Source organism: Streptomyces sp. NPDC048671 (assembly GCF_055587045.1).
Map to the genome: position 1 here is coordinate 64,141 of NZ_JBVJHB010000004.1, position 21,426 is coordinate 85,566.

A 21,426-nucleotide genomic window follows, 5' to 3' on the forward strand; every position below is an offset into this window, starting at 1 on the left:
GGGTAGTTGTCCCATACACCTCACAGAGGAAGCCTCACGTATGCCGGTCCCGCTCGGTCTTGGCCTTCCGCAGATGAAGCAGTACGACCTCGGCCGCGACGTGGCCGCCGTGGCACGGGCCGCGGAAGCGGTCGGGTACGAGAGTCTGTGGGTGTTCGAGCGGGTTCTGTTCCCCGATCCGGCCACCCAGGGCCTGTACGGAGTTCCGGGGCTGGCCTGGCCGGATCATTACCGCAGCGTCGCCGACCCGTTGGTCACCCTGACGCTGGCCGCGGCGGCCACCGACCGCGCCCGGCTCGGGACCAGTATTCTCGTCGCACCACTGCATGTCCCCTTCCAGCTGGCCCGTTCGCTCGCCTCGCTGGACGCCGCCAGCGGTGGCCGGGTGATCGCGGGGCTGGGCACGGGATGGTCCCTGGACGAGTACGCGGCCGCGGCCGTCGCCCCCTTCGAGAAGCGCGGCGCGGTCCTGGACGAGCTGCTCGACGTGTGCGCGGCCGTCTGGGGCCCGGACCCCGTCTCGTACAAGGGGGATCTGACCACGATCACCCCGTCCGAGGTGGGGCCCAAACCGGCTCGTCCCATCCCCGTCTTCCTCCCGGCGAACAGCCCGCGGGCCACTCGCCGGCTGGTCGACCGGGCCGACGGCTGGATGCCCGTGGCCATGGGCGCGTCGCAACTGGCCGAGCAGTGGCAGCGGGTGCGGGACGTCGCGGCCGAGCGGGGGCGGGACCGGCCGGTCGGTGTCTGTGCCCGTGTCAACGCGCGGTACAGCGCCGAGCCGGTGGCGGGCCGGGGCCGGAAGCCGTTCCACGGAAGCGTCGCGCAGATCGTCGAGGACCTGGTGACACACGCCGCCACGGGCGTTCCGGAGTTCATTCTGGACCTCCAGGGCACCGCCCGTGACGCCACTGAGCTCATCGATGTGGCGACCGAGGTGTACGAGGCAGCGCGAGCGGCCGGGGTCTGAGCCGGGTCCGCCGTCCCGTGACGGTCCGCCCCGGTACGGACCGTCAGGTGCGTGGTCCTCATCCCTGGTCACACCAGTAGGTTGTCGGGTGTCAACTGCATGACACCTGCCGACAAAGGACTGGCTCCGATGGACGACCGCACGTCGCTGGCCGAACGGTTCGAGCGGGACAGGGGCCATCTGAAGGCCGTGGCCTACCGGATGCTCGGTTCGGCGAGCGAGGCCGACGACGCCCTCCAGGAGTCCTGGCTGCGGGCCGACCGGTCCGACATCAGCGATGTGGAGAACCTCACCGGGTGGCTGACCACCGTGGTGGGCCGGGTCTGTCTCAATATCCTCCGCGCCCGTCGCACGCGGCGTGAGGATCCGCTCGACACGTACGGCGACCGGGTCGGCGGCGCCGAGGAGGGCGACGATCCCGAGCAGGAGGCACTGCTCGCCGACTCGGTGGGGCTGGCGCTGCTGGTGGTCCTGGACTCACTGGCGCCGGCGGAGCGGCTCGCCTTCGTACTGCACGACATGTTCGCCGTGCCGTTCGACGAGATCGGCCCGATGCTCGACCGTTCGCCGACCGCGGCCCGGCAGCTCGCGAGCCGGGCCCGTCGCCGGGTCAAGGGGCGTACGGCTCTGCCCGACGCGGATCTGGCGCGCCGGCGGCGGGTCGTCGAGGCGTTCCTGACCGCCTCCCGCGGCGGGGACTTCGACGCCCTGGTCGCACTTCTCCATCCGGATGTGGTGCTTCACGCCGATCGCTCGGTCGTGCCCACCCCCGAACCCTTCGTGGTCCGTGGCGCGCACGTCGTGGCGAAGGGTGCGATGGCGGCCACGGGGCGGGCGCTCTTCACCGGGGTCGCGCTGGTCGACGGTGCGGTCGCGCTCGCGATGGCGCCTCAGGGGCGGCTGCGGCTGGTTCTCGGTTTCACGATCGTCGACGAACTGATCACCGGAATCGACGTGGTGGCGGATCCGGACCGGCTCCGCAGGCTGGAAGTCGGTGTCCTCGACGGCTGATACGTCGCCCGGGGCCCCTCCGGCGCCCCATGGCGCCGCTCCTGCGGGGCCTCGTTGTCGTACCCCTGTGGCAGGGTTTTTCCAGGGCTCCGGACCGGGTGCCCTCGTCACACTGTCGGACGCAGTCGCACGGCTGCCGAAGGAGCGCACGCCATGTCCGGTACCAACGAAGCCCGTACCTCCCTGGCGGCTGTCGCGGCCTTGCTCGCTCCGGCCCATGAGTCCGTCGCCGAGCGGGTACTGCACGCCCACGACGACCCCGCGGGGTACGTGCGCGAGCATGCCGCCGCGTTGGAGGACCGGGGTATCGATGAGCCCGTGCACGACCTCGCCTGGATAGCGCTCGTGGACGGGCTCGCCGAGCACCGGCTGCTGGCGGAGCTGGACTGGAAGGAGGATTCGCAGGAGATACGGTCGCGGCTGCGGGGGCTGGAGTCCCGGCCGTCGGTGGATCCCTGGGTGCTGGTCGGGGCGGTTGAGATGCTGCTGCCGGCCCACGACTTCCTGGAGGCGTGCGGCCGGCACTACCGCGACGTCGGTGCGGCGCTTGCCGTCCTCGACATCGAATCGGACTGCTACCCGGTGGTGTGTCTCCGGGCCGCGCGGGTGGAGGAGCTGACCGCTCTCGCGGCCCGCGCGGGCTTCACCGCACAGGGTTTCGGCGTCTGATCGCGGGGGTGGCCGACGGTTGGGGGAACAGGCCACAATGATGGGCTCGGCGGCAGCGGGAATGGGCCCGTGGCGCCACGCGACGGGCCTTCGGAGAGCCGTTCGCCCCGGTCGCGCGGAGCTGCCCGCCGTGCTGCGCACGGGCCTTTCAGGGACCCGCGACAAGGCTCCCGACAGCCCACCTGACCTGGCCTTACGTGCTGTTCGGACCTATCGTTTCGGTATCGGGAAAGGAGGTCCGGATGGACCGGAACATACGAACCGTGGACGATGTACTGAGGCTGCTCGACGGCCTGTTCGCGCCGGAGGCCGACCGCTGGACGGCAAACGGGGCTCCCTGGTGGGACGGCTTCTACGCCGACCGTTCGAGGCCCGTGCCGTTCTTCGTGTCGAAGCCCGATGAGAATCTTGCTTCCTTGGTCGACCGGGGTCTGATCAAGCCGGGCCGGGCACTCGATCTGGGCTGCGGTCCCGGCCGCAATGCCCTCTACCTGGCGTCCATGGGATTCGAGGTCGATGCTGTCGACCTGTCACCGGCCGCGATCGCCTGGGCCGGGAGCCGGGCGGAGGAGGCGGGTGTCGATGTCCGCTTCCGCTGCGGCGACGCCTTCGGCCTTCTCGCCGCCGAGCCCGGCCTGCCGTACGACCTGATCTACGACTCCGGCTGCTTCCATCACCTGCCGCCGCACCGGCGCATCAGCTACCGCGCCCTGCTCGACCGGGCCCTGGCACCGGGCGGTCACCTCGCCCTCACCTGCTTCGCGGCCGGTGCGATGGGCTCGGAGCTGAGCGACCGGGAATTCTACGACCAGTCGCGTCTCCACGGCGGGCTCGCCTACACACCTGAGGCGTTGCGCTGGATCTTCTCCGACCTCGCGGAGATCGAGCTGCGCCGTATGCGGGACGAGCCGTCCGAGTCGCCGCTGTTCGGCGAACCCTTTCTGTGGACCGCGCTCTTCCGGCGGGCGGCCACACAGCGTTCGACGGCCTCCGCCGTGTCATGACCCGGGTTCAGTAGCCGGCCGGGCGTATCAGGCCGGTCTCATAGGCGAACACGGCGGCCTGGGTCCTGTCCCGGAGTCCCAGCTTGCCCAGGATCCGGCCGACGTGGGTCTTGACCGTCTGTTCCGCGACCACCAGATTCGCGGCTATCTCGGCGTTCGAGAGCCCCTGCGCGACGAGTGCCAGGACCTCGGTCTCGCGTTCCGTCAGGACGCCCGCGCGGCCCCTTTCCGGAGTGCGGGGAGTCCGGGTGACCCGGGAGAACTCGGCGATGACGCGCTTGGTGATGTTCGGCGCGAGGAGGGCGTCGCCCGCGGCCACCACCCTTACGGCCTGGGACAGTTCGGCCACCGAGGCGTCCTTGAGGAGGAATCCGGAGGCGCCCGCACGCAGGGCTTCGTACACGTACTCGTCGAGGTCGAATGTGGTCAGGACGAGAACCCTGACCGTGGACCCGGCGGGCTCGGTGATGCGGCGCGTGGCCTCGATGCCGCCGATCCCGGGCATACGGATGTCCATCAGGACGACGTCCGGCGTGAGTGCGGCGACCTTGGCCACGGCGTCCAGGCCGTCGACCGCCTGGCCTACGACCTCGATCCCGGGCTCGGCGTCGAGCAGGACCGTGAATCCCTGACGCACCATCATCTGGTCGTCGGCGATGACAACACGGATCGTCATACGGGTTCCTCCAGCGGAAGTATCGCCACTACCTCGTAACCGCCTTCGGGAGTAGGCCCGTTGGCAAATTCACCGGCCAGCATGGCCGTGCGTTCACGCATACCGAGCAGACCGTGGCCGATGTCGCGCGGGGGCGGGGCCGGGGTGTCCGGCGCGGTGTTCGTGATCCGGACGGTGATGCAGTGCGGCCGGTACGCGATCCGGACGCGTACCGCCGTTCCGGGCGCGTGCCGCATGGTGTTGCTCAGGGATTCCTGCACGATACGGAAGGCGGAGAGATCTACACCGGGCGGGATGGGACCCCGGGTGCCTGTGATGTCGGTGGTGACCCTGAGGCCCGCCCCTCGTACATTGTCGAGCAGTTCGGGCAGACGCTCGAGGGTGGGCTGAGGAGTGTGCCGCGCCCCGGCGGACCGCGCGTCCTCGGAGCGGAGCACGCCGAGAACGCGGCGCAGTTCGATGAGTGCGTCGACGGCGTTCTCGCGGATGCCCGCGAGGTTCTCCTTGAGCTCGTCGGACGGATCCTCCACCAGGTGCGGGGCGACCTGGGCCTGGATGGAGATCACCGACATGTGGTGGGCGACGACGTCGTGGAGTTCGCGGGCGATGCGGTTGCGCTCCTCAAGGAGGGTGCGGCGGTTGCGTTCCTCTGCGGTGCGTTCCTCCTGCACCACGAGTTCGGTGCGGGCGACCTGACGGCCGCGCAGTGCGGCGCCGACCACGACGGCCGTGACGAGGACTGTCACGGCGACGCGTGTGTCGGCGGTGGGATCCACGAAGCCGTACGGGGTGCAGGCCAGGCCCGCCAGAACACTGAGGGTGAGTGCCTCGACGGCGATCCGGGGGCGCAGCCGCAGTGCCATCATGAGCAGCACCCCTGCCTGTACGACGATTCCGGGCCAGGTCCAGGGAAGCACGGCATCGGCGCCCTGGAATCTCGCGGTCAGCGTGACAACGATCGTGACGGTGGTCGCCACCCACCAGGCTGGCACCGGCCTGTACAGGGCGGCGATGAGTGCGGCGGACTGAATCCCGCCGAGGAGAAAAGCGCTCCGGTGGTCCAGCCCGTACTGCCACGCAAGGGTGTTGATGCTGAAGGCCGCGATCGGCACCGTGCACAGCACGAGTGGCACCAGGAGGGCCGGGAGCCAGTCGTGCACTCCGGGCCGGTCCGGACGGGGCGGTGGGTCGCCGGCCGTGGTCCACAGGTCGTGGGCTAGGCTCCGCGGGAGTGTCTTCAGACACCCTGTCAGCAGTGCCCCGGACCGCGCCCATCGACTACGCATGGCTGCCACTTTAAGCACGGTGTGCCTCGCCGGGCCGACTGGGTCGTGCTTCCCGCACCACTGTTGTGCGTCCCTGCCGGCGCTGTTCGTGCGATCTGAACGCCGCCCAGCACACGGTCAGGGCGACGGCGAAGGCCGGTAACCAGAGCAGCCGGGTGACGATCCACTGCATCCCGTCCGGACGGGTGTGCAGGCCGGGCAGTGCGCGGCCGGTGAGAAGGCCCGTCGCGGTGACCGCCATCATCGCCGTCTGGTGCCAGAGGAAGACGGTCATGGCGCTGAGGTTGACCAGGGCCACCGCCGCCCATGCGGCAGGCTTCACGAGTACCCGCCGCAGCGGCCCGAGCAGGAGCAGTGCCGCCCCGCACTGGGCGAGCCCGAAGGTGGCCGCGGCCAGGGTGGGCGGGTTGAGATTGGAGATGCCGGCGCCCGGTACGCCGACCATGGCCGCGGGGTATCCGGCGAGGAGGACCAGCAGGGTGGTGGCCGTCGCACCGCCGATGAGCAGGGTCCAGCCGGTCGTGCGGGACCGCAGGGCACCGCGGGCCCAAGCCGTGCCGAGGCAGTACGGGACGAGCCAGCCCGCGGCCACATTGATCCAGCCGAGCCGGGCGGGGCCGTCGAGCCCGAGCCGGATGATGTCGACGTGGACGACCACGACGACTGGCCACAGTGGGTGGAGCCGGGCGACGAGCGGGGTCAGTGCGGTGAGCGCGGCGAAGACCAGCAGGAACCAGAGGGGTGAGAGCACGAGCTTGAGCAGGGCGTGCAGGTTGTCGTAGCCGACTCCGGAGGCGAGCATCGTGCCCGCGGTCACGGCCCAGACCACCAGCAGCGCCGCGACCGGCCGGAACAGCCGGGCTGTCCTGGCGCCGAGCCAGCGACCGTACGTGGTGCCCCGGGCGCGGGCCGAGGCATAGCTCTTGGCCGCTACCTGTCCGCCCACCAGGAAGAACACCGCGAGTGTCTGGAACACCCAGGACACCGGGGTGAGTTCGGGTATGTGCTGGAGCGGGCTGGCGGCGTGGACGGTACCGCTGTCGACGACCAGAGCGGTCACCAGCCAGTGGCCGAGCACGACTCCCAGGATGGCGAGGGCACGCAGCGCGTCGACGGCCCGGTCGCGGTGGTGCGGGGTGGCGGCATCGATCCGCTGGATGAATTCACGCATGCCGGCTCGTCCCGGAGGGTGCCGTGCCGGAGACGATGCGGGCGATGTTCTTCAGGGGCCGGGAACCGGGCCTGAGGTAGTCGCTGTGTCCGCCGGTGCCCGCGTCGAAGGTGCGGGCGCCGAACTTCCGTGACATCGGGTCCGGTCCGAAGCCGATGGAGCCGAAGGGGAGGCGCAGACGGGTGTGCGGAATGCCGGCGATCCAGTCGTCCGTACCCCGGCCGGCCCAGACGGTGGCACGTGTGTGCAGGGCGCGGACGTTTCCGGCTCCGGTGCCGGGGCTGGCGTAGAGGACGAGGGCGGCCACGTCCCGCAGACCGGGCGCGGCCCGAGCGCAGACGACCGAGCCGTAGGAGTGGCAGAGCAGGGAGATCCTGGCGGCCGGTCTGGCGGTGTGCAGTTCGTGCGTGAACCGTCCGAGCCCGGGTGCCGCCGCGTCGGCTCGTCCGGTGGTGAGGGCAGCCGGGCTCACCGTGGCCGGCGTTTCGTAGCCGAGCCACGCGACGACGGCGGCCTTGGGGCCCAACTCCCTTCGCAGGGAGGTGGAATCTTTCCTCAGGCGCCAGTATCTGTCGAGGTTGGTATCGGCACCGGGCACCAGTACGGCGATCCGCTCGGCCTGTGCCAGGTCCCCGAAGACCTCAGCGGTCCGGCCGCCGTCGCGGCCGTCGAAGAGGAGGAAGTGGCGGCGGGGGTCCGCCATCCCGCGCAGTGCCGCGGCCCGATTTCGGTCGCCGTGGCCCGCGGCCATGCGCTCGGCTGCCAGGATGCCGTCGCGCGTGGCGGCGTAGCGTGCGTCGAGGGTGCCCTGCGTGGCGTCCCGCAGCGGGGTGAACGCGGCCGGAGCGGGTGCCGGTACGGCTGCGGGGCCGGCGGCTCCGGACACGGGCGCGGCGACCGAGGTGGCGACGAGGGCGGCCAACAGGGTTCGGCGCAGCCGGCTGTTGCGGGGGCGAGCGGGCATGAGGGGGGTGAGTCCTTCCTACCGGATGTGCTTCGTGCTTCCGGTAGGAAGGTATGAACCGCGCTCTGTAGTCGGCGTCCCTCCGTGGGGCGCACCTGTCGTGTAGCTCCGAAGTACTACGAGTAGCGGCTGTGGTTCCAGGGCGGCCGGCCGGCAGGCCCGTGGTCCGGCCCGCGGACAGGCGTCATGGGTATGCCCACCAAGGAGGACACGAGTTGACGCGTCGCTGTCCGCGGGGATTTCTGCCGCGATGACTGCGGCGAGGGGTAGCGGTTCGCGCTGGACCGTGGATCCGGCGAGACCGAGAGATACGTACTGCCGCGTGACAGCGTGCCGGTCTCCGGCTGACGGTCTGACGCCTCTGCGGAACGTGGCGCTCTGCGGCGGGCGCAGAGCGCCGGCTGTCAGTCCTGCGGGGCGGCGAGTTCGCGCACGGTCGCCATGTCGCTGAACGGGATGAGCTGATCGCCGACGATCTGGTACGGCTCGCTGCCCTTGCCCGCCACCAGCACGACGTCGTCGGGTCCGGCGGACTCCAGGGCGAAGGCGATCGCGGAGCGCCGGTCCGCGTAGCGTTCGAACCTGGTTCCGGTGCCCTCCAGACCCGGGGCGATCTGGTCCATGATCGCTTCGGGGTCCTCGTTCCTGGGGTTGTCCGACGTCAGGACGCACAGGTCGGAGCGGGTCCCGGCGATCTCACCCATCTGGGCCCTCTTGGTGACGTCCCGGTCTCCCCCGCAGCCGAAGACGGTGATGACCCGGCCCTGCGAGAAGTCCCGGACCGCGCTGAGGACCTTGTCCAGGGAGTCCGGGGAGTGGGCGTAGTCCACGATCACCGCGGTGCCGCGCGGAGTCTCGAAGCGTTCCAGCCGGCCGGGGACCGGGGGCATCCGGTCGAGTGCGGCCACCAGCCCGGCGAGGTCGTGGCCCAGGAGGTGGCAGGCCGCCACGGAGGCCAGCGCGTTGGACACGGAGAACCGTCCGGGTACCGGGATCGCCGCGGGGTACTTGCTGCCCTCGTGGTGGAGGGTGAAGCGGGTGCCGAAGGCGTTCATGCTCAGGTCCGTGGCCCGGTAGTCGGCCTCGGCGTCGATGCCGTACGTCGTGACCATGCCCGGCATCGTGGGTGCGATGGCCGCGCCCACCGGGTCGTCGGCGTTGACCACGGCGCTCCGGCACAGCCCCTGGAAGAGGCGGAGCTTGGCATCGCGGTAGTTCTCCATGGTGCCGTGGTCGTCCAGGTGGTCCTGCGTGAGGTTGGTGAAGATGCCCACGTCGAGGAAGGCGCGGTCCACCCGGTGGTGCAGCAGACCCATCGAGGTGGCCTCCAGGACCACCGTGCCGACCTCGTGGTCGCGCATGTGCCCCAGGAGGTACTGGAAGTCCGGTGACTCCGGCGTGGTCAGGACGGAGCGGGGCATCGGGATGAGTTCGTCACCGATCCGGCTGCCGGCGGTGCCGATCACTCCGACTCGCGCACCCTCGGCGATCCTGAGCACGGATTCGACCATGTACGAGACCGAGGTCTTCCCGTTGGTGCCGGTGACGGCCACCATGTCCATGCTCCGGCCGGGTTCCCCGTGATAGCGGGAGGTGACGACCGCCGCTGCCGTACGGGTGTCCGCCACCCGCACCACACACGCGCCGGCGGGCGACGCCTGCACCGCCGCCAGGATGTCCGGTGCCTCGCTGTCCACCAGCACGGCCACGGCGCCCCGCGCCAGTGCCGGGCCGACAGCCTCGGGACCGCCCTCGCGATGGCCGGGCACGGCGATGTACAGCGAACCCGGTGTCACGCGGTGGGCGTCGAAGCATGCTCCGGCGGTGATCGGGGTCTCCGGATCGCCGAGGAGGACCTCGTGATCGTGCCCGGCCAGCAACTCCCTCAGTTTCATGCAGGGTCCTCTCGAAAATGCGGCTCGGCACCCGGCGGCCGCCGCCGCGGGGTTGCCGACGGCGCGCCGCGGGAGCTGCGCATGGTGCGGGGTGCTGCCGTGTGCGCAGCGAAGGCGGTGGAAGAACTCCGGTGGCGGAGGGGGCGAGCACGGCCGGAAGCGGAATGGCGTCGCGGTGTGGCCGGCTGCGGTGGGTCCTGGTCAGCCGTGACCGTGCAGGGCGCGACAACGCGCCTGGGGGGCGGCGTGGCACAGCAGGTGAGGTGCCTGTCTCACCGCGTCTGTGTGACCCATGAGTGGAGTGTACGTCCCGGGGACCGCGCCGGAGCCCCGTCGTCGTTCCGGCCGGAAGCAGGGGGTGTCCCGGTGGGGGCGCGATTGGGGCGCGGACCGGCTCGTGCGGGCCCGCCGGGGAGGCCGGGGGCACGGCGAGGGGCCTGTCGCGCGGAAGCGGAACGCTCCGCACGACAGGCCCCCGGGACCGGTCGTGGTGGTCAGGCCGTGTGGAGCACCGGCCCGTACCGGTTCATGATCTCGGCGGTCAGGCCGTGTGGAGCGTCAGCCCGTAGCGGTTCAGGATCTCGTTGATCGGCTGGTGCCAGGTCTCGCCGCCCGAGGTGCAGTCGCCCCAGCCGCCCGAGGTGACTCCCTGTGCCTGGTCCCCGCTGATGAAGGAGCCGCCCGAGTCGCCCGGCTCCGCGCACACGCTGGTCTTGGTCATCTGGTAGACGGCGCCCTGGCTGTAGTTCACCGTCTCGTTGGTGGCCAGTACGTTGCCGCAGTGCCAGTGGGAGGTGGATCCGGAGCGGCATATCGAGGCACCGACGGGGGCCTCGGCGGAGCCGCGTACGAGCTGGTCCGAGATGGTGCCCCAGCCGAGGACCACGGGGACGGTCCACCAGCCGTTGCCCACGCTCACCCAGGCGTAGTCGTCGCCGGGGAAGGACGATCCCTGGAAGTTGCCGATGGCGGAGCCGTCCCACCCGCTGACGGCCGCACCCGCCTGTCCGCAGTGTCCGGCGGTGACGAAGCCGCCGTACACGGAGAAGCCGATGGAGCACCGTACGTTGCCCGTGTAGTACGGGTCGCCGCCCACGGTCCCGGCGGCGAAGGTCCGCGGTGCCTGGGCGGTCTGTTCGACGACGACCGGTCCGGCCGCGCGAGCCCGCTCGACGAACTTGCGGACATCGTTGTCATCCCGTGCCGAGGCGACGACGTTCACGACGACCTTGTTGGCCTCGGGGTCGACGTGCCAGCTGCTGACCCCGGCGGGCGCGTCGAGCTTGTCGATCCGCGCCTTGACCGTGTCGAGCCGGTGCGCGGTGTGGGTGACCAGGCGTACGGCCGCACCGGTCGCCCGCACGGCCGCTTTCTGCTTTTCGCTGGTGACGGCCACCGTGAGGCCGCCCGTCGACGGGTCGAACCAGGAGCCGCCGTACGTGGCTCCGGCGGCGCGCTTCGCCTTTTCCTGTATCGCGGTCGCCGTCTTCTCCGCGGACAGCCTCGCCCTGGCCTGACTTTCCGTCAGCCCGAAGTCCTTCTGCATGGCGGTCAGCAGTCCGGCGGACGCCGGAGGCGCGTCGGAGACGGTGCGGGGTCCGGTGGCGGGGGTGTCTGCGGCGGAGGCGGAGGGGAAACCCGCGCCCGCCCAGGCTCCGACGAGGAGCACGGCGGACAGAGCGGTTCGCAGAGCTGTGATGCGTCTCAAGGCATTGGCCCTTCTGTTGTTCCGGCGACGTGGGGGAGGAACAGCAGGCGTCCGGGAGGCGTCTCGCCTGAGAGCGCTCTCAGAGTGTGCCGTTCCGGACTGTAGCCCAGAGTCGTTTGCAGGTCCATGCCAATGCATGAGTGGCTGTACGGGCCCGCCCGTTGAGTAGGCGTACTCATCCCGTGGACCCGAACTCGCCCTACGGTCAGGTCAGATGAACAACGGGGCGGCGCCGGAGAGCGCCGTTCGGGGCGGGCGGGGCGAGGAGAGCGGATATGAACGGATCGCCGGGACACAGATGGCCAGGACACAGATCATCGGAAACGCGTAGGCCCGGATTCGGGCTGACCGGTGCGCTGATGTGCTCGGTCGCGCTCGTGCTCGGCGGCTGCGGGGTGCTGAGCACGAAGGAGGACAGCCGGTTCGCCGAGACGCTGGCCGACGAGCACTACCCGGGAGTCCTCGAAGTGATCGAGGTGCGCAAGCTGTTCCCGCAGGCGGGTGGCTCGGAGGTCGCCTTCTCGGTGAACGGCGACCCCGACGCGGTCGTCCGGATCCGCGTCGATGCCGAGGCCGGAACGTGCAACACGCATGACTGCCGGAGAGTCCTCGACGACGCGGTCGAAAGGGGGCGGTCCGAAGCGGCCCGGCTGCGGCTCCTCACCCGTACGTTCAGGAGCTGCGGCCACGAGGTGATCGGGGTGGAGCCCTCGTCCGGAGCCCCGTGGATCGTGGCCTCACCGACCAACGCCACCGTGACACGCGTACTCGGCGACATCGGCTCCTGCGTCCGGCGCTGGGTGGAGGCGGACGGGCGAAGCGGTGGGACCGCGCACGCCCGAGGAGCTTCGGTGAACATCGCCTCCCCCGCCGTCGCCCAGCGCCGCCCGGCCGGCAAGAAGTCGCACCCGACCGCGATGCGGCTGAGCGAAACGCCTCTGCTGGCCTCCTTGCAGTCGCGTCCGTACTTCGTCGCGAGCTACTCCGCTTCGCAGGGGCGCGTCGACACCACGGGCAGCGCCCGGATCGTCCAGCCCTTCGAAACACGGCAGAAGTTCGCCGCGACTGTCAGGGCCGCGGTGGAGGCGCGGCTCCGGGCGTCGTACCCGAGTGTGCAGATGAGTGAGTACCAGGGGGTGTGGAGGCTGGAACCGGGAACGGTCGACCGGCTCACCGGGTACGTGCTCTACTGCGAGCGGCCGGACGGCGAGAAGCGGTGCCTGGGTGACCGGGCCGTGGTGGTGACGACGGATGCGCGGGGCGAGCCGGTGGGCCAGGTGCGGGAGGCCGGCAAGGTACGGGAGGGCAGGGGGCCGCTGCGGCTGCCGCCCCTGTGAGGAACGGCCTGCCTGCCGCCGGGCGCACCGAGTCAGGGCCTCAGGGGCCGGTAGCCGAAGCTCCGCCACAGTGCGCGGACCGTCCCGCTGTCCGACCAGTGGCCGGGGGCCGGCGCCCTGGTGGTGTCCGTCGTCTCCCAGGTCCGGACCGGACCGCCGGAGGTGCCGAGCGGCTCCCACCCCGGCTCGCCGGTGGCGGCGAATCCGGCCCAGGCGGCGGCCATCCGGTCCGAGAGCTGATGGTCCGCGGCCGTCGGCGCGCCACCGGTCAGGAACCGGACACTCTCCTCGCCGAGGTTCCCGAAGGCGAACGGGACGTCCGCGCAGTGCCAGGCGTACGCGACCGGCTGCGGTCCGCCCCGCTGCCGCGCGAAGCGTGACAGGAAGGTGCGCCCGCCGGCTCGTGCGTGGGCGTCGGCGAGCCGGCTGCTGTACTCGCCGAACATCAGGTCTCCGTACAGGGCGAGATGGACGTCGCCCACGGGGGCTTCGGGCATGAGCCCGCGGTAGCCCCGCGTCAACGAGTCCGGGAGCCCGAAGTCGGCGGCGAAGCGGTTCAGCTGTTCCTCCGTGGTGACCTTCGCGCTGCTGCCGACGGCATCCAGCAGCCAGTACTCCTGGGTGGTGTGGCAGACGAGCAGGTCGATGCCGGAGGCCGCCCCGCCCGCGAGGAGGGCGAGCGGGTCCGCGCGCAGGTGCACTCCGTCGATGACCGGGCCGTAGATGACCGGGTCCCAGTGGTGGCGTCCGGAGTGCGGGTTCTGCCGGTACCCGTCCACGACGGCGTCGGACGCCTTGACCAGCGTCTGCGGCGAGGCGGCTGCCAGTCCGGCGCGCGTCGCGGGGACCGCTGCCTCGGCGGCCACCTTCTCCATGAGGTGTCCGGCGAGTTCCGGTGAGTAGCAGGGGCCGACCGCGCTGTGCGCTATCGCGCGCCGGAACAGCCCCCGCGCGCCGTCCATGCCCATCAGGCAGGCCACCGATGTCGCTCCGGATGACTGCCCGGCCACGGTGACGTTTGCCGGGTCCCCGCCGAAGGCGGCGATGTCGCGGCGCACCCACTTCAGGGCGGCGATCTGGTCGAGCAGCCCGCGGTTGGGCGGGCAGGGGTCATCGCCGTCGCCCGGGACGTGGCCGAAGCCCTCGAACCCGAGGCGGTAGTTGAGGGTGACCACGACCAGGCCGGCGCGGGCGAGCGCGGCACCGTCGAAGTCCGGCTGCGCACCGGACCCGAACGTGTAGGCGCCGCCGTGGATCCAGACGAGCACCGGCAGCGGGCGGCCGGGGGCTGCGCTGCCCGCGGCCGGGGTCCAGACGTTGAGGCTGAGGACGCCCTCGTCGCCGGGCGACCAGTTCGGTGCTCCCGGCAACTGTGCCGACTGCGGTGGAACGGGCCCGAAGTCCACGCAGTCGCGGATGCCCGCCCAGGGGCCGCGGGGGCGTGGTGCCCGGAACCGGTCCGCTCCGAACGGCGGCTCGGCGTACGGAATGCCGAGGACGGCGACGACACCCCGGTCCGGGCCGCTTCCCCGTACCTGCCCGCACGCCGTGCCGAAGACGCTCATCAACGTTGCTCTGCCGTCCTTCGCCCGCCGCCCCCGCCGGGCGCGGTGATCAGGATGGCAGAGCCCGTGGTCGCGGCGCCAACGAAATGATCGTCGCCCCATCGTCACCACGAGGAGGGCGCCGGGCCGCCGTCCGGGCACGAGTGGTCACGGGTGCGGTCACGAGCCGACCTTGCGTTTGTTGTAGACGTCGAAGCCGACGGCGGCGAGCAGCACGAGGCCCTTGATGACCTGCTGGTAGTCGGTGCCGATGCCCACGAGCGACATGCCGTTGTTCAGTACGCCGAGCACGAGGCCGCCGATGACGGCGCCGAAGACCGTGCCGACGCCGCCGCTCATGGAGGCACCGCCGATGAACGCGGCGGCGATGGCCTCCAGTTCGAAGTTGGTGCCGGCCTGGGGCACGCCGGCACCGAGCCGGGCCGCGTAGACGGCGCCCGCGAGTGCGGCGAGTACGCCCATGTTCACGAACACGAGGAACGTGACGCGCTGGTCCTTGACGCCGGACAGCTTCGCCGCGGCGCGGTTGCCGCCGAGTGCGTACACATGACGGCCGATCACCGCGTTGCGCATCACGTAGCCGAACCCGATCAGCAGGACGGCGAGCAGGAGCAGCACGACCGGGACACCGCGGTAGCTGGCGAGGGTCATGGTGAACGCGAGTACGGCCGCGGCCATGGCCGCGCACTTGGCGAGGAAGAGGTTCCGGGGCAGGACGTCGAGTTCGTAGCGCTTCTGGCGGCGTCGGTCGCGGACCTCCTGGAGCAGGGCGAAGGCCAGCAGCGCGAGCCCCAGGAGCAGGGTGAGGTTGTGGTAGTTGGTGTGCGGTCCGGCCTCCGGGAGATATCCGGTGGATATCTTCTGGAAGCCGTCGGGGATCGGGCCGAGCGAGCGGCTGCCCAGGAGGATCTGCGTTCCGCCGCGGAACAGCAGCATCCCGGCCAGCGTCACGATGAACGAGGGGATGCCGACGTACGCGATCCAGAAGCCCTGCCAGGCGCCCGCGACCGCCCCGAGGACGAGGCCGAGAACGAGTGCGAGCACCCAGGGCACGTCGTGCTCGACCATCATCACGGCGCAGGCGGCGGAGACGAAGGCCGCCAGCGAGCCGACCGAGAGGTCGATGTGCCCGGCGATGATGACGATCATCATGCCGATGGCGAGGATCAGGATGTAGCTGTTCTGGAGGACGAGGTTGGTGACGTTGTTCGGCTTGAGCAGGACGCCGTCGGTCCATATCCCGAAGAGCACGACGATCAGCCCGAGGGCGATGAGCATTCCGTACTGGCGCGTGTTGCGGCGGACCGCGGCAAGGAGGACCGTGCCGGTCGTCACGGGTGGGGCGGGGGCCGCCTTGCCGGTGCGCTGCGGGGTGACGGTGGGGGTCTGGGCCATTTCCTGCTACCTCTTGTCGCTGGTCATGTGGCGCATGAGGACCTCCTGCGTGGCCTGTGCGCGCGGGACTTCGCCGGTGAGCCGGCCGGCCGACATGGTGTAGATGCGGTCGCACATGCCGAGGAGTTCGGGGAGTTCGGAGGAGATGAGCACGACGGCCTTGCCCCGGGCGGCGAGCCGGTCGATGACGGTGTAGATCTCGCACTTCGCGCCGACGTCGATCCCGCGGGTGGGTTCGTCGAGGATGAGGACGTCCGGACCGGCGAAGATCCATTTGCTGAGGACGACCTTCTGCTGGTTGCCGCCGGAGAGCCGGCCGGCCTGCTCGAAGACGGTGGGGGCCTTGATGTTCATGGAGGTGCGGTACGACTCGGCGATCCGGGTCTCCTCGTGTTCGTCGACGATCCCGCGCCGTGACACCTTGCCCAGGGCGGCGAGGCTGATGTTGCGGCCGATGGTGTCGATGAGGTTGAGGCCGTACCGCTTGCGGTCCTCGGTGACATAGGCGATCTTGTGGCGGACCGCTTCGGAGACGGTGCGGGTCCGGATCTCCCGGCCGTCCTTGAGGACCGTGCCGCTGATGTCGGTCCCGTAGCTGCGGCCGAAGACGCTCATGGCGAGTTCGGTGCGGCCGGCGCCCATCAGTCCGGCGAGGCCGACGATCTCGCCGCGCCGGGCCTGCACGGAGACATGGTCGACGACCTTGCGGTGCTGGTCGATCGGGTGGTGGACGGTCCAGTCGCGGATCTCCAGGGCCGGGTGGGCCCCCGGTTCCCCTTCGTACGGGGTCCGTTCGGGGAAGCGGCTGTCCAGTTCGCGGCCGACCATGCCCCGGATGATGCGGGCCTCAGTGGTCGATTCGGCGTGCACGTCGAGGGTTTCGACGGTCCGGCCGTCGCGCAGGACCGTGACGGAGTCGGCTACCGCGGCGATCTCGCCGAGCTTGTGCGAGATGATGATCGACGAGATGCCCTGGCTCTTCAGCTCCTTGATGAGGGTGATGAGCTGGGCGCTGTCCTCGTCGTTCAGCGCGGCGGTCGGCTCGTCCAGGATCAGCAGCTCGACCTTCTTGGCCAGGGCCTTGGCTATTTCGACGAGCTGCTGCTTGCCGACGCCGATGTCCGCGACCCTGGTCTGCGGATTCTCCCGCAGACCGACCCGGTCCAGGAGGGCCGCCGCGTGGCGCAGCGTCTCGTTCCAGCTGATGAAGCCGCGTGGGGCGTGTTCGTTGCCGAGGAAGATGTTCTCCGCGATGGAGAGGTACGGCACCAGGGCGAGTTCCTGGTGGATGATCACAATGCCGCGCGCCTCGCTCGCCCGGATGTCCTTGAACGCGCAGTCCTCGCCCCAAAGGCGGATCTCGCCCTCGTAGCTGCCGTGCGGATGCACTCCGCTGAGGACCTTCATCAGGGTCGACTTCCCGGCGCCGTTCTCCCCGCAGATGGCGTGCACCTCGCCCTCGGCGACGGTCAGGGAGACGTCGGAGAGCGCCTTGACGCCGGGGAACGTCTTGACGATCGACCGCATCTCCAGGACCGGGGCGGGCCCGGCCGCCGGGCCGGGCTTCGCGGCTGCCCTCGGGGCCGTCATCGGAGGTCGCTCGCCTTGATGTAGCCGGAATCGACCAGCTGGGCCCGGTAGTTGCTCTTGTCGACGCTCACCGGGTCGAGGAGGAAGGCCGGCACTACCTTCTTCTCGTTGTTGTACGTCTTGGTGTCGTTGACCTCGGGCTTCTTGTCGTTGAGTACGGCGTCGGCCATCTGGACCGCCTGCTTGGCCAGGGCGCGGGTGTCCTTGTAGACGGTCTGTGTCTGCTGTCCCGCGATGATCGACTTCACGGAGGCGACCTCGGCGTCCTGACCGGTGACGACGGGGTACGGCTTGGCGCCGGTGCCGTACCCGTCCGACTTCAGGGACGAGATGACGCCGATCGAGATGCCGTCGTACGGGGAGAGCACGGCATCGACCTGAGCGGAGGAGTAGGCACCGGTCAGCAGGTCGTCCATGCGGCTCTGGGCGGTGCCGCCGTCCCAGCGCAGGGTGGTGATCTGGTCGAGCTTGGTCTGCTTGCTGCGGACGACCAGCTGCTTCTTGTCGATGTAGGGCTTGAGGGTCTTCCAGGCGCCCTGGAAGAAGTAGCGCGTGTTGTTGTCGTCCGGCGATCCGGCGAACAGCTCGATGTTGAACGGGCCTTTCTCGCTGCCGGACTTCAGCCCGAGCTTGTCGACGATGTAGCCGGCCTGGAGCTCGCCGACCTTCTCGTTGTCGAAGGAGGCGTAGTAGTCGACGTCCGGGGTGCCGAGGATGAGCCGGTCGTACGAGATGACCTTGATGCCCCGCTCCCCCGCCTGGTGCAGTACGTCGTTGAGCGCGCGGCCGTCGATGGCGGCGACGACGAGGACGTCCACCCCCTTCGTGATCATGTTCTCGATCTGGGAGACCTGCTGGTCGACGTCGTTCTCGCCGTACTGCAGATTCGTCTTGTATCCGAGCTTCTTGAACTCGGCGGCCATGTTCTTGCCGTCGGCTATCCAGCGTTCGGACGACTTGGTCGGCATGGCGATCCCGATGGTGGAGCCCTTGCCGCCCGCCTTCTTCTCCTTGCTGCCGCCTTCGCCGCTCTGTCCGCAGGCGGCGAGGGTGACGGACAGGACGAGGGCGGTGAGGACCATGGCGGTCCGTGCGGCGCGCGGAACGGTCGCGGTGGGTGAGGTGCGCATGTCGATCCTCCGGGTGCGAGGGAAACGGCTGGGCGGGCCGGGATGCCCTTCATGAGCTGTTCGGTATTTCGGACATGGTTCGGGAAAGCGGGCAGTCAAAAACGCTCGGCTCAGGAGGCAGCCGTCTTCGGCCATTTCCGTCAAGTCGGGCGACAAAGCGGTGGCATCGTGGCGTTCGATATTTCGTCGTCCGTTCGAAATGCTGGCGTGACGGTAGTGAGAGGCCGGGAGGGGTGTCAATGGTTCGCGCAGGCACAGTCACCACGGCCCCGGCCGGGGACCGGCTTTCGGCCGCCCGGTCCGAGCGCCGGCAGGCGGCCCGCCCGGCGCGGCGCCGGGTTGTGACCCGTGGGACGGACGCGGATGGTGGAGGTGCGGGCGGTTCGTCACGCCGCCCGCCGGACGCACGGGACCCCCGTACCGTCCGCCGGACATACGTCCCCGAGAGCGCAGGTGAACACCGTGACCACCGATCCCCCTTCCGTCGCCGGGCTACGGGTCCCGGATACGGCGCTGGCGCGCGAGGCGACCCAGCTGGTCCGGGACACCACGAGCGAACTCGTCTTCCACCATTCGCGCCGTGTCTTCTGGTTCGGGGCCCTCCAAGGCCGCAACCGCGATCTTGGTTACGACCCCGAGCTGCTCTACATCGGCGCGATGTTCCACGACCTCGGTCTCGGCGAGCGCTTCCGTACGAGCGGGCGCCGCTTCGAGGTGGACAGCGCGGACGAGGCGCGGCGGTTCCTCCAGGGGCACCACGTCCCGGAGGACAGCGTCCGCAGGGTCTGGACGGCCATCGCGCTGCACACCACACCGGGTATCCCCCAGTACCTGGAGCCCGAGGTGGCGCTCGTGACCGCCGGGGTCGAGTACGACGTACTCGGCATCGGCTACCGGGACATCTCCGAGGAGGACCGGTCCCGGATCGTCGCCCTGCACCCACGGCCGGACTTCAAGCAGCGCATCCTCGGCACGTTCACCGACGGTATCCGCGAGAAGCCGGAGACGACGTTCGGCAACGTCAAGGCGGATGTGCTGGAGCACTACGTGCCGGGCTTCGAGCGCGGCGATTTCGTCCGTACGATCCTCGACTCGCCCTGGCCGGAATGAGCCGGGCCGTCGCGGTGCCGCCGCGCCGGGTCAGCGCGCCTGGCTGATCGCGGTGCGGAGCATCGCCACAGTGGTCGCGGCCGCCGCGCGTTCCGCTCCGTCATTCGTCGCACGCACCCGCTCCTCCAGCAGCACCACCGCCGCCTGGAGCACACCGACACGGACCGGAACGCTCTGCATCGCGGTCAGAACCGCAGCGGCCTGTTCGGCCGGGGTCTCAGTCGCGGCCTGCGGGATGAGGGTGGAGATACCGCGCCCGAGCGCACGGTCACGAGGCGGCTGAGCCGCGGCTGTGGTCACCGCAGAAGTCTGCCGCACCAGGGCGGCCGAATCGGTCATCGACCTGGCCGCCGTGCCCCGGCATCGTCCTGGACATGGTCGTGCACGCGCCTCAACAGGGCTGTCAGCTGGGTGCGTTCCGCCTTGCTCAGGGGCGCGAGGAGATCTTCCTGGACGGTCAGCGCCTCGGTGTGGAGGCGGTCGAGCAGCGCACGGCCCGCCGGGCCGACGGTGACCATGACGCGGCGCCGGTCGGTGCTGTCGCGGGCCCGCTCCACGAGTCCGGCGACGGCCAGGTCGTCCACGATCTTCACGATGTCGCTGCGGTCGATCGACAGCCGGGCCGCCAGCTCCCGTTGCACGTGCGGACCGAAATCGACCAGTGCCGCCAGCACAGCCATGTGCCAGAGCCGCAGGCCGCGCTCGGTCAGCCGCCCCGCCAGCCGGCCGCGGGCCACTTTGCCGGTCCTGGACATCAGATAGGTCGTGAGTCCCAGGAGGCTGGGCGGGGTCTCGTTCATGTTCATCACGTTCACGGTAGGGCCCGACCCATGATGGGTGCACACCCATGGATCCGGACGGGTGCGGGCGCGGTGATCAGGCCGGCGTGCCGGCGAGGTCGAAGACGAGGCGTCCCGACACCTTCCCCTTCAGGACTTCATCGATCGCGGAGTTGATGTCCGCCAGATCCCGGCTCTCGCGGACCACACGGGTGCGGCCGAGCCGGTGCAGCTGGAAGACCTCTGCCAGGTCCTCGCGGGTGCCGACGATCGAACCGATGACCTTCGTGCCGTTCAGCACCGTGTCGAAGACCGGGAGTTCCAGTTTGCCCTCCGCGGGCAGGGCCACGAGGACCAGGGTGCCGCCCCGGCGCAGCGCCCCGTAGGCCGCGCCGAACGACTCGTTGCTCACCGCGAGCGAGATCGCCGCGTCGGCGCCACCGAGGCGGTGGGTCTCCTCGGCGACATCCTGGACGCGGGCGTCGATGACATGATCGGCGCCCAGTTCCCGGGCGAGAGCCAGCTTCTCGTCGGTGACGTCGACGGCGATGGTCTCGGCGCCGAAGATCCGCGCGTACTGCAGGGCCAGGTGCCCCAGCCCGCCGATCCCGGAGACGAGGGCGCGGGTCCCCGGGCGCGCCCCGGAGAGTTTCACCGCCTTGTACGTGGTGACGCCCGCGCAGGTCAGGGGTGCCGCGTCCAGCGGGTCGATGCCGTCGGGCACGGGCACGACGTAGGTGCCGTGGGCGAGGGCGTACTCGGCATGGCTGCCGTCGACCGAGTAGCCGCTGTTCTGCTGCGCCAGGCAGAGCGTCTCCCAGCCGGAGACGCAGTGGTCGCAGTGTCCGCACGCCTCGCCGAGCCAGGGGATGGCCACGCGGTCCCCCACAGCGAGATGGGAGACCTGGTCGCCGGCCGCCTCGACGATGCCGATGCCCTCGTGGCCCGGGACGAAGGGCGGACTCGGTTTGACCGGCCAGTCCCCCCGGGCCGCGTGGATGTCGGTGTGACACAGGCCCGAGGCCTCCATCCGTACCAGGACCTGGTGCCCGGCCGGGGTGGGAACCGGCCTGTCCTCGACGACGAGAGGCTCGGTGAAGCTGCGGACGACGGCGGCTCTCATGAGTACTCCTCCGCTTCGGTGCCGTGTGCCCGGCCTGCCGCGC

Annotated in this window: 19 protein-coding genes; 6 read left to right on the plus strand and 13 right to left on the minus strand. The window is 70.4% G+C overall.

Translation table 11 applies throughout. The features are described 5' to 3' along the window. Positions 1 to 40 precede the first annotated feature (40 nt). The 4 genes from ACZ6S6_RS09355 (at position 41) to ACZ6S6_RS09370 (ending at position 3,654) form a co-directional block, all read left to right on the plus strand. The gene (locus ACZ6S6_RS09355; RefSeq protein WP_469704572.1) at positions 41 to 970 is read left to right on the plus strand and encodes a TIGR03619 family F420-dependent LLM class oxidoreductase; all 930 of its coding nucleotides are present in this window, start codon (positions 41 to 43) and stop codon (positions 968 to 970) included. Positions 971 to 1,099: 129 nt separating this feature from the next. After that, the gene (locus ACZ6S6_RS09360; protein WP_469704573.1) at positions 1,100 to 1,981 is read left to right on the plus strand and encodes a sigma-70 family RNA polymerase sigma factor; all 882 of its coding nucleotides are present in this window, start codon (positions 1,100 to 1,102) and stop codon (positions 1,979 to 1,981) included. A 153-nt stretch (positions 1,982 to 2,134) separates the two neighbouring features. Further along, the gene (locus ACZ6S6_RS09365; RefSeq protein ID WP_469704574.1) at positions 2,135 to 2,650 is read left to right on the plus strand and encodes a DUF6630 family protein; all 516 of its coding nucleotides are present in this window, start codon (positions 2,135 to 2,137) and stop codon (positions 2,648 to 2,650) included. 242 nt (positions 2,651 to 2,892) lie between these two features. Further along, positions 2,893 to 3,654 (plus strand): class I SAM-dependent methyltransferase, encoded by a 762-nt coding sequence (locus ACZ6S6_RS09370; protein ID WP_469704575.1) that lies wholly within the window; start codon positions 2,893 to 2,895, stop codon positions 3,652 to 3,654. A gap of 7 nt (positions 3,655 to 3,661) precedes the next feature. Here the strand turns inward: ACZ6S6_RS09370 and ACZ6S6_RS09375 are convergent, their stop codons facing one another. From ACZ6S6_RS09375 to ACZ6S6_RS09400, 6 genes are all read right to left on the minus strand, one after another. Next, positions 3,662 to 4,330 carry a response regulator transcription factor gene (locus ACZ6S6_RS09375; protein WP_362955604.1) on the minus strand — a complete coding sequence of 223 codons (669 nt, stop codon included), beginning with the start codon at positions 4,328 to 4,330 and terminating at the stop codon, positions 3,662 to 3,664. After that, on the minus strand, positions 4,327 to 5,616 hold the full coding sequence (locus ACZ6S6_RS09380; protein WP_469704576.1) for a sensor histidine kinase: 1,290 nt from the start codon (positions 5,614 to 5,616) through the stop codon (positions 4,327 to 4,329). Before ACZ6S6_RS09380 ends, ACZ6S6_RS09375 begins: the two co-directional genes overlap by 4 nt. Positions 5,617 to 5,626: 10 nt before the next feature. After that, on the minus strand, positions 5,627 to 6,787 hold the full coding sequence (locus ACZ6S6_RS09385; RefSeq protein ID WP_469704578.1) for an acyltransferase family protein: 1,161 nt from the start codon (positions 6,785 to 6,787) through the stop codon (positions 5,627 to 5,629). Then, a complete protein-coding gene (locus ACZ6S6_RS09390) occupies positions 6,780 to 7,751 on the minus strand; it encodes an alpha/beta hydrolase (protein WP_469704580.1) in 972 nt (323 codons plus the stop codon). The genes ACZ6S6_RS09385 and ACZ6S6_RS09390 overlap by 8 nt, the downstream gene beginning before the upstream one ends. Before the next feature lie 404 nt (positions 7,752 to 8,155). Continuing rightward, positions 8,156 to 9,646, minus strand: coding sequence for a UDP-N-acetylmuramoyl-L-alanyl-D-glutamate--2,6-diaminopimelate ligase (locus ACZ6S6_RS09395; RefSeq protein WP_362955596.1), 1,491 nt, complete (start codon positions 9,644 to 9,646; stop codon positions 8,156 to 8,158). Between the two features lie 541 nt (positions 9,647 to 10,187). Further along, the gene (locus ACZ6S6_RS09400) at positions 10,188 to 11,354 is read right to left on the minus strand and encodes a S1 family peptidase (RefSeq protein WP_469704582.1); all 1,167 of its coding nucleotides are present in this window, start codon (positions 11,352 to 11,354) and stop codon (positions 10,188 to 10,190) included. A gap of 359 nt (positions 11,355 to 11,713) precedes the next feature. On the opposite strand from ACZ6S6_RS09400, the gene ACZ6S6_RS09405 reads away from it, so the two are divergent. Further along, a complete protein-coding gene (locus ACZ6S6_RS09405) occupies positions 11,714 to 12,691 on the plus strand; it encodes an SCO7460 family lipoprotein (protein WP_469704583.1) in 978 nt (325 codons plus the stop codon). Between the two features lie 32 nt (positions 12,692 to 12,723). Here the strand turns inward: ACZ6S6_RS09405 and ACZ6S6_RS09410 are convergent, their stop codons facing one another. From ACZ6S6_RS09410 to chvE, 4 genes are all read right to left on the minus strand, one after another. Further along, a complete protein-coding gene (locus ACZ6S6_RS09410; RefSeq protein WP_469704585.1) occupies positions 12,724 to 14,256 on the minus strand; it encodes a carboxylesterase/lipase family protein in 1,533 nt (510 codons plus the stop codon). Positions 14,257 to 14,415: 159 nt separating this feature from the next. Beyond that, on the minus strand, positions 14,416 to 15,651 hold the full coding sequence (gene mmsB, locus ACZ6S6_RS09415) for a multiple monosaccharide ABC transporter permease (protein ID WP_362955584.1): 1,236 nt from the start codon (positions 15,649 to 15,651) through the stop codon (positions 14,416 to 14,418). 6 nt (positions 15,652 to 15,657) lie between these two features. Then, on the minus strand, positions 15,658 to 17,178 hold the full coding sequence (gene mmsA, locus ACZ6S6_RS09420) for a multiple monosaccharide ABC transporter ATP-binding protein (protein WP_469704984.1): 1,521 nt from the start codon (positions 17,176 to 17,178) through the stop codon (positions 15,658 to 15,660). Positions 17,179 to 17,237: 59 nt separating this feature from the next. Next, the gene (gene chvE / locus ACZ6S6_RS09425) at positions 17,238 to 18,323 is read right to left on the minus strand and encodes a multiple monosaccharide ABC transporter substrate-binding protein (RefSeq protein WP_469704986.1); all 1,086 of its coding nucleotides are present in this window, start codon (positions 18,321 to 18,323) and stop codon (positions 17,238 to 17,240) included. Positions 18,324 to 18,833: 510 nt separating this feature from the next. On the opposite strand from chvE, the gene ACZ6S6_RS09430 reads away from it, so the two are divergent. Continuing rightward, positions 18,834 to 19,481 carry an HD domain-containing protein gene (locus tag ACZ6S6_RS09430; RefSeq protein WP_362955581.1) on the plus strand — a complete coding sequence of 216 codons (648 nt, stop codon included), beginning with the start codon at positions 18,834 to 18,836 and terminating at the stop codon, positions 19,479 to 19,481. A 30-nt stretch (positions 19,482 to 19,511) separates the two neighbouring features. Here ACZ6S6_RS09430 and ACZ6S6_RS09435 read toward each other — a convergent pair whose 3' ends face one another. The 3 genes from ACZ6S6_RS09435 to adhP form a co-directional block, all read right to left on the minus strand. Further along, complete coding sequence (locus ACZ6S6_RS09435) at positions 19,512 to 19,781, minus strand: hypothetical protein (protein WP_362955578.1); 270 nt, start codon at positions 19,779 to 19,781, stop codon at positions 19,512 to 19,514. A 35-nt stretch (positions 19,782 to 19,816) separates the two neighbouring features. Continuing rightward, the gene (locus ACZ6S6_RS09440; protein WP_469704988.1) at positions 19,817 to 20,281 is read right to left on the minus strand and encodes a MarR family winged helix-turn-helix transcriptional regulator; all 465 of its coding nucleotides are present in this window, start codon (positions 20,279 to 20,281) and stop codon (positions 19,817 to 19,819) included. 76 nt (positions 20,282 to 20,357) lie between these two features. After that, the gene (gene adhP / locus ACZ6S6_RS09445; protein WP_362955575.1) at positions 20,358 to 21,383 is read right to left on the minus strand and encodes an alcohol dehydrogenase AdhP; all 1,026 of its coding nucleotides are present in this window, start codon (positions 21,381 to 21,383) and stop codon (positions 20,358 to 20,360) included. Positions 21,384 to 21,426: the final 43 nt, after the last annotated feature.

What these genes read in the sequence shown, in the direction of transcription:
- adhP (WP_362955575.1), bottom strand. Translation starts at nt 21,383, where the DNA reads ATGAGAGCCGCCGTCGTCCGCAGCTTCACCGAGCCTCTCGTCGTCGAG.
- ACZ6S6_RS09380 (WP_469704576.1), bottom strand. Translation starts at nt 5,616, where the DNA reads ATGCGTAGTCGATGGGCGCGGTCCGGGGCACTGCTGACAGGGTGTCTG.
- ACZ6S6_RS09395 (WP_362955596.1), bottom strand. Translation starts at nt 9,646, where the DNA reads ATGAAACTGAGGGAGTTGCTGGCCGGGCACGATCACGAGGTCCTCCTC.
- ACZ6S6_RS09385 (WP_469704578.1), bottom strand. Translation starts at nt 6,787, where the DNA reads ATGCGTGAATTCATCCAGCGGATCGATGCCGCCACCCCGCACCACCGC.
- ACZ6S6_RS09365 (WP_469704574.1), top strand. Translation starts at nt 2,135, where the DNA reads ATGTCCGGTACCAACGAAGCCCGTACCTCCCTGGCGGCTGTCGCGGCC.
- chvE (WP_469704986.1), bottom strand. Translation starts at nt 18,323, where the DNA reads ATGGTCCTCACCGCCCTCGTCCTGTCCGTCACCCTCGCCGCCTGCGGA.
- mmsB (WP_362955584.1), bottom strand. Translation starts at nt 15,651, where the DNA reads ATGGCCCAGACCCCCACCGTCACCCCGCAGCGCACCGGCAAGGCGGCC.
- ACZ6S6_RS09390 (WP_469704580.1), bottom strand. Translation starts at nt 7,751, where the DNA reads ATGCCCGCTCGCCCCCGCAACAGCCGGCTGCGCCGAACCCTGTTGGCC.
- ACZ6S6_RS09360 (WP_469704573.1), top strand. Translation starts at nt 1,100, where the DNA reads ATGGACGACCGCACGTCGCTGGCCGAACGGTTCGAGCGGGACAGGGGC.
- ACZ6S6_RS09375 (WP_362955604.1), bottom strand. Translation starts at nt 4,330, where the DNA reads ATGACGATCCGTGTTGTCATCGCCGACGACCAGATGATGGTGCGTCAG.
- ACZ6S6_RS09355 (WP_469704572.1), top strand. Translation starts at nt 41, where the DNA reads ATGCCGGTCCCGCTCGGTCTTGGCCTTCCGCAGATGAAGCAGTACGAC.
- ACZ6S6_RS09370 (WP_469704575.1), top strand. Translation starts at nt 2,893, where the DNA reads ATGGACCGGAACATACGAACCGTGGACGATGTACTGAGGCTGCTCGAC.
- ACZ6S6_RS09410 (WP_469704585.1), bottom strand. Translation starts at nt 14,256, where the DNA reads ATGAGCGTCTTCGGCACGGCGTGCGGGCAGGTACGGGGAAGCGGCCCG.
- ACZ6S6_RS09440 (WP_469704988.1), bottom strand. Translation starts at nt 20,281, where the DNA reads ATGAACGAGACCCCGCCCAGCCTCCTGGGACTCACGACCTATCTGATG.
- mmsA (WP_469704984.1), bottom strand. Translation starts at nt 17,178, where the DNA reads ATGCGGTCGATCGTCAAGACGTTCCCCGGCGTCAAGGCGCTCTCCGAC.
- ACZ6S6_RS09405 (WP_469704583.1), top strand. Translation starts at nt 11,714, where the DNA reads ATGTGCTCGGTCGCGCTCGTGCTCGGCGGCTGCGGGGTGCTGAGCACG.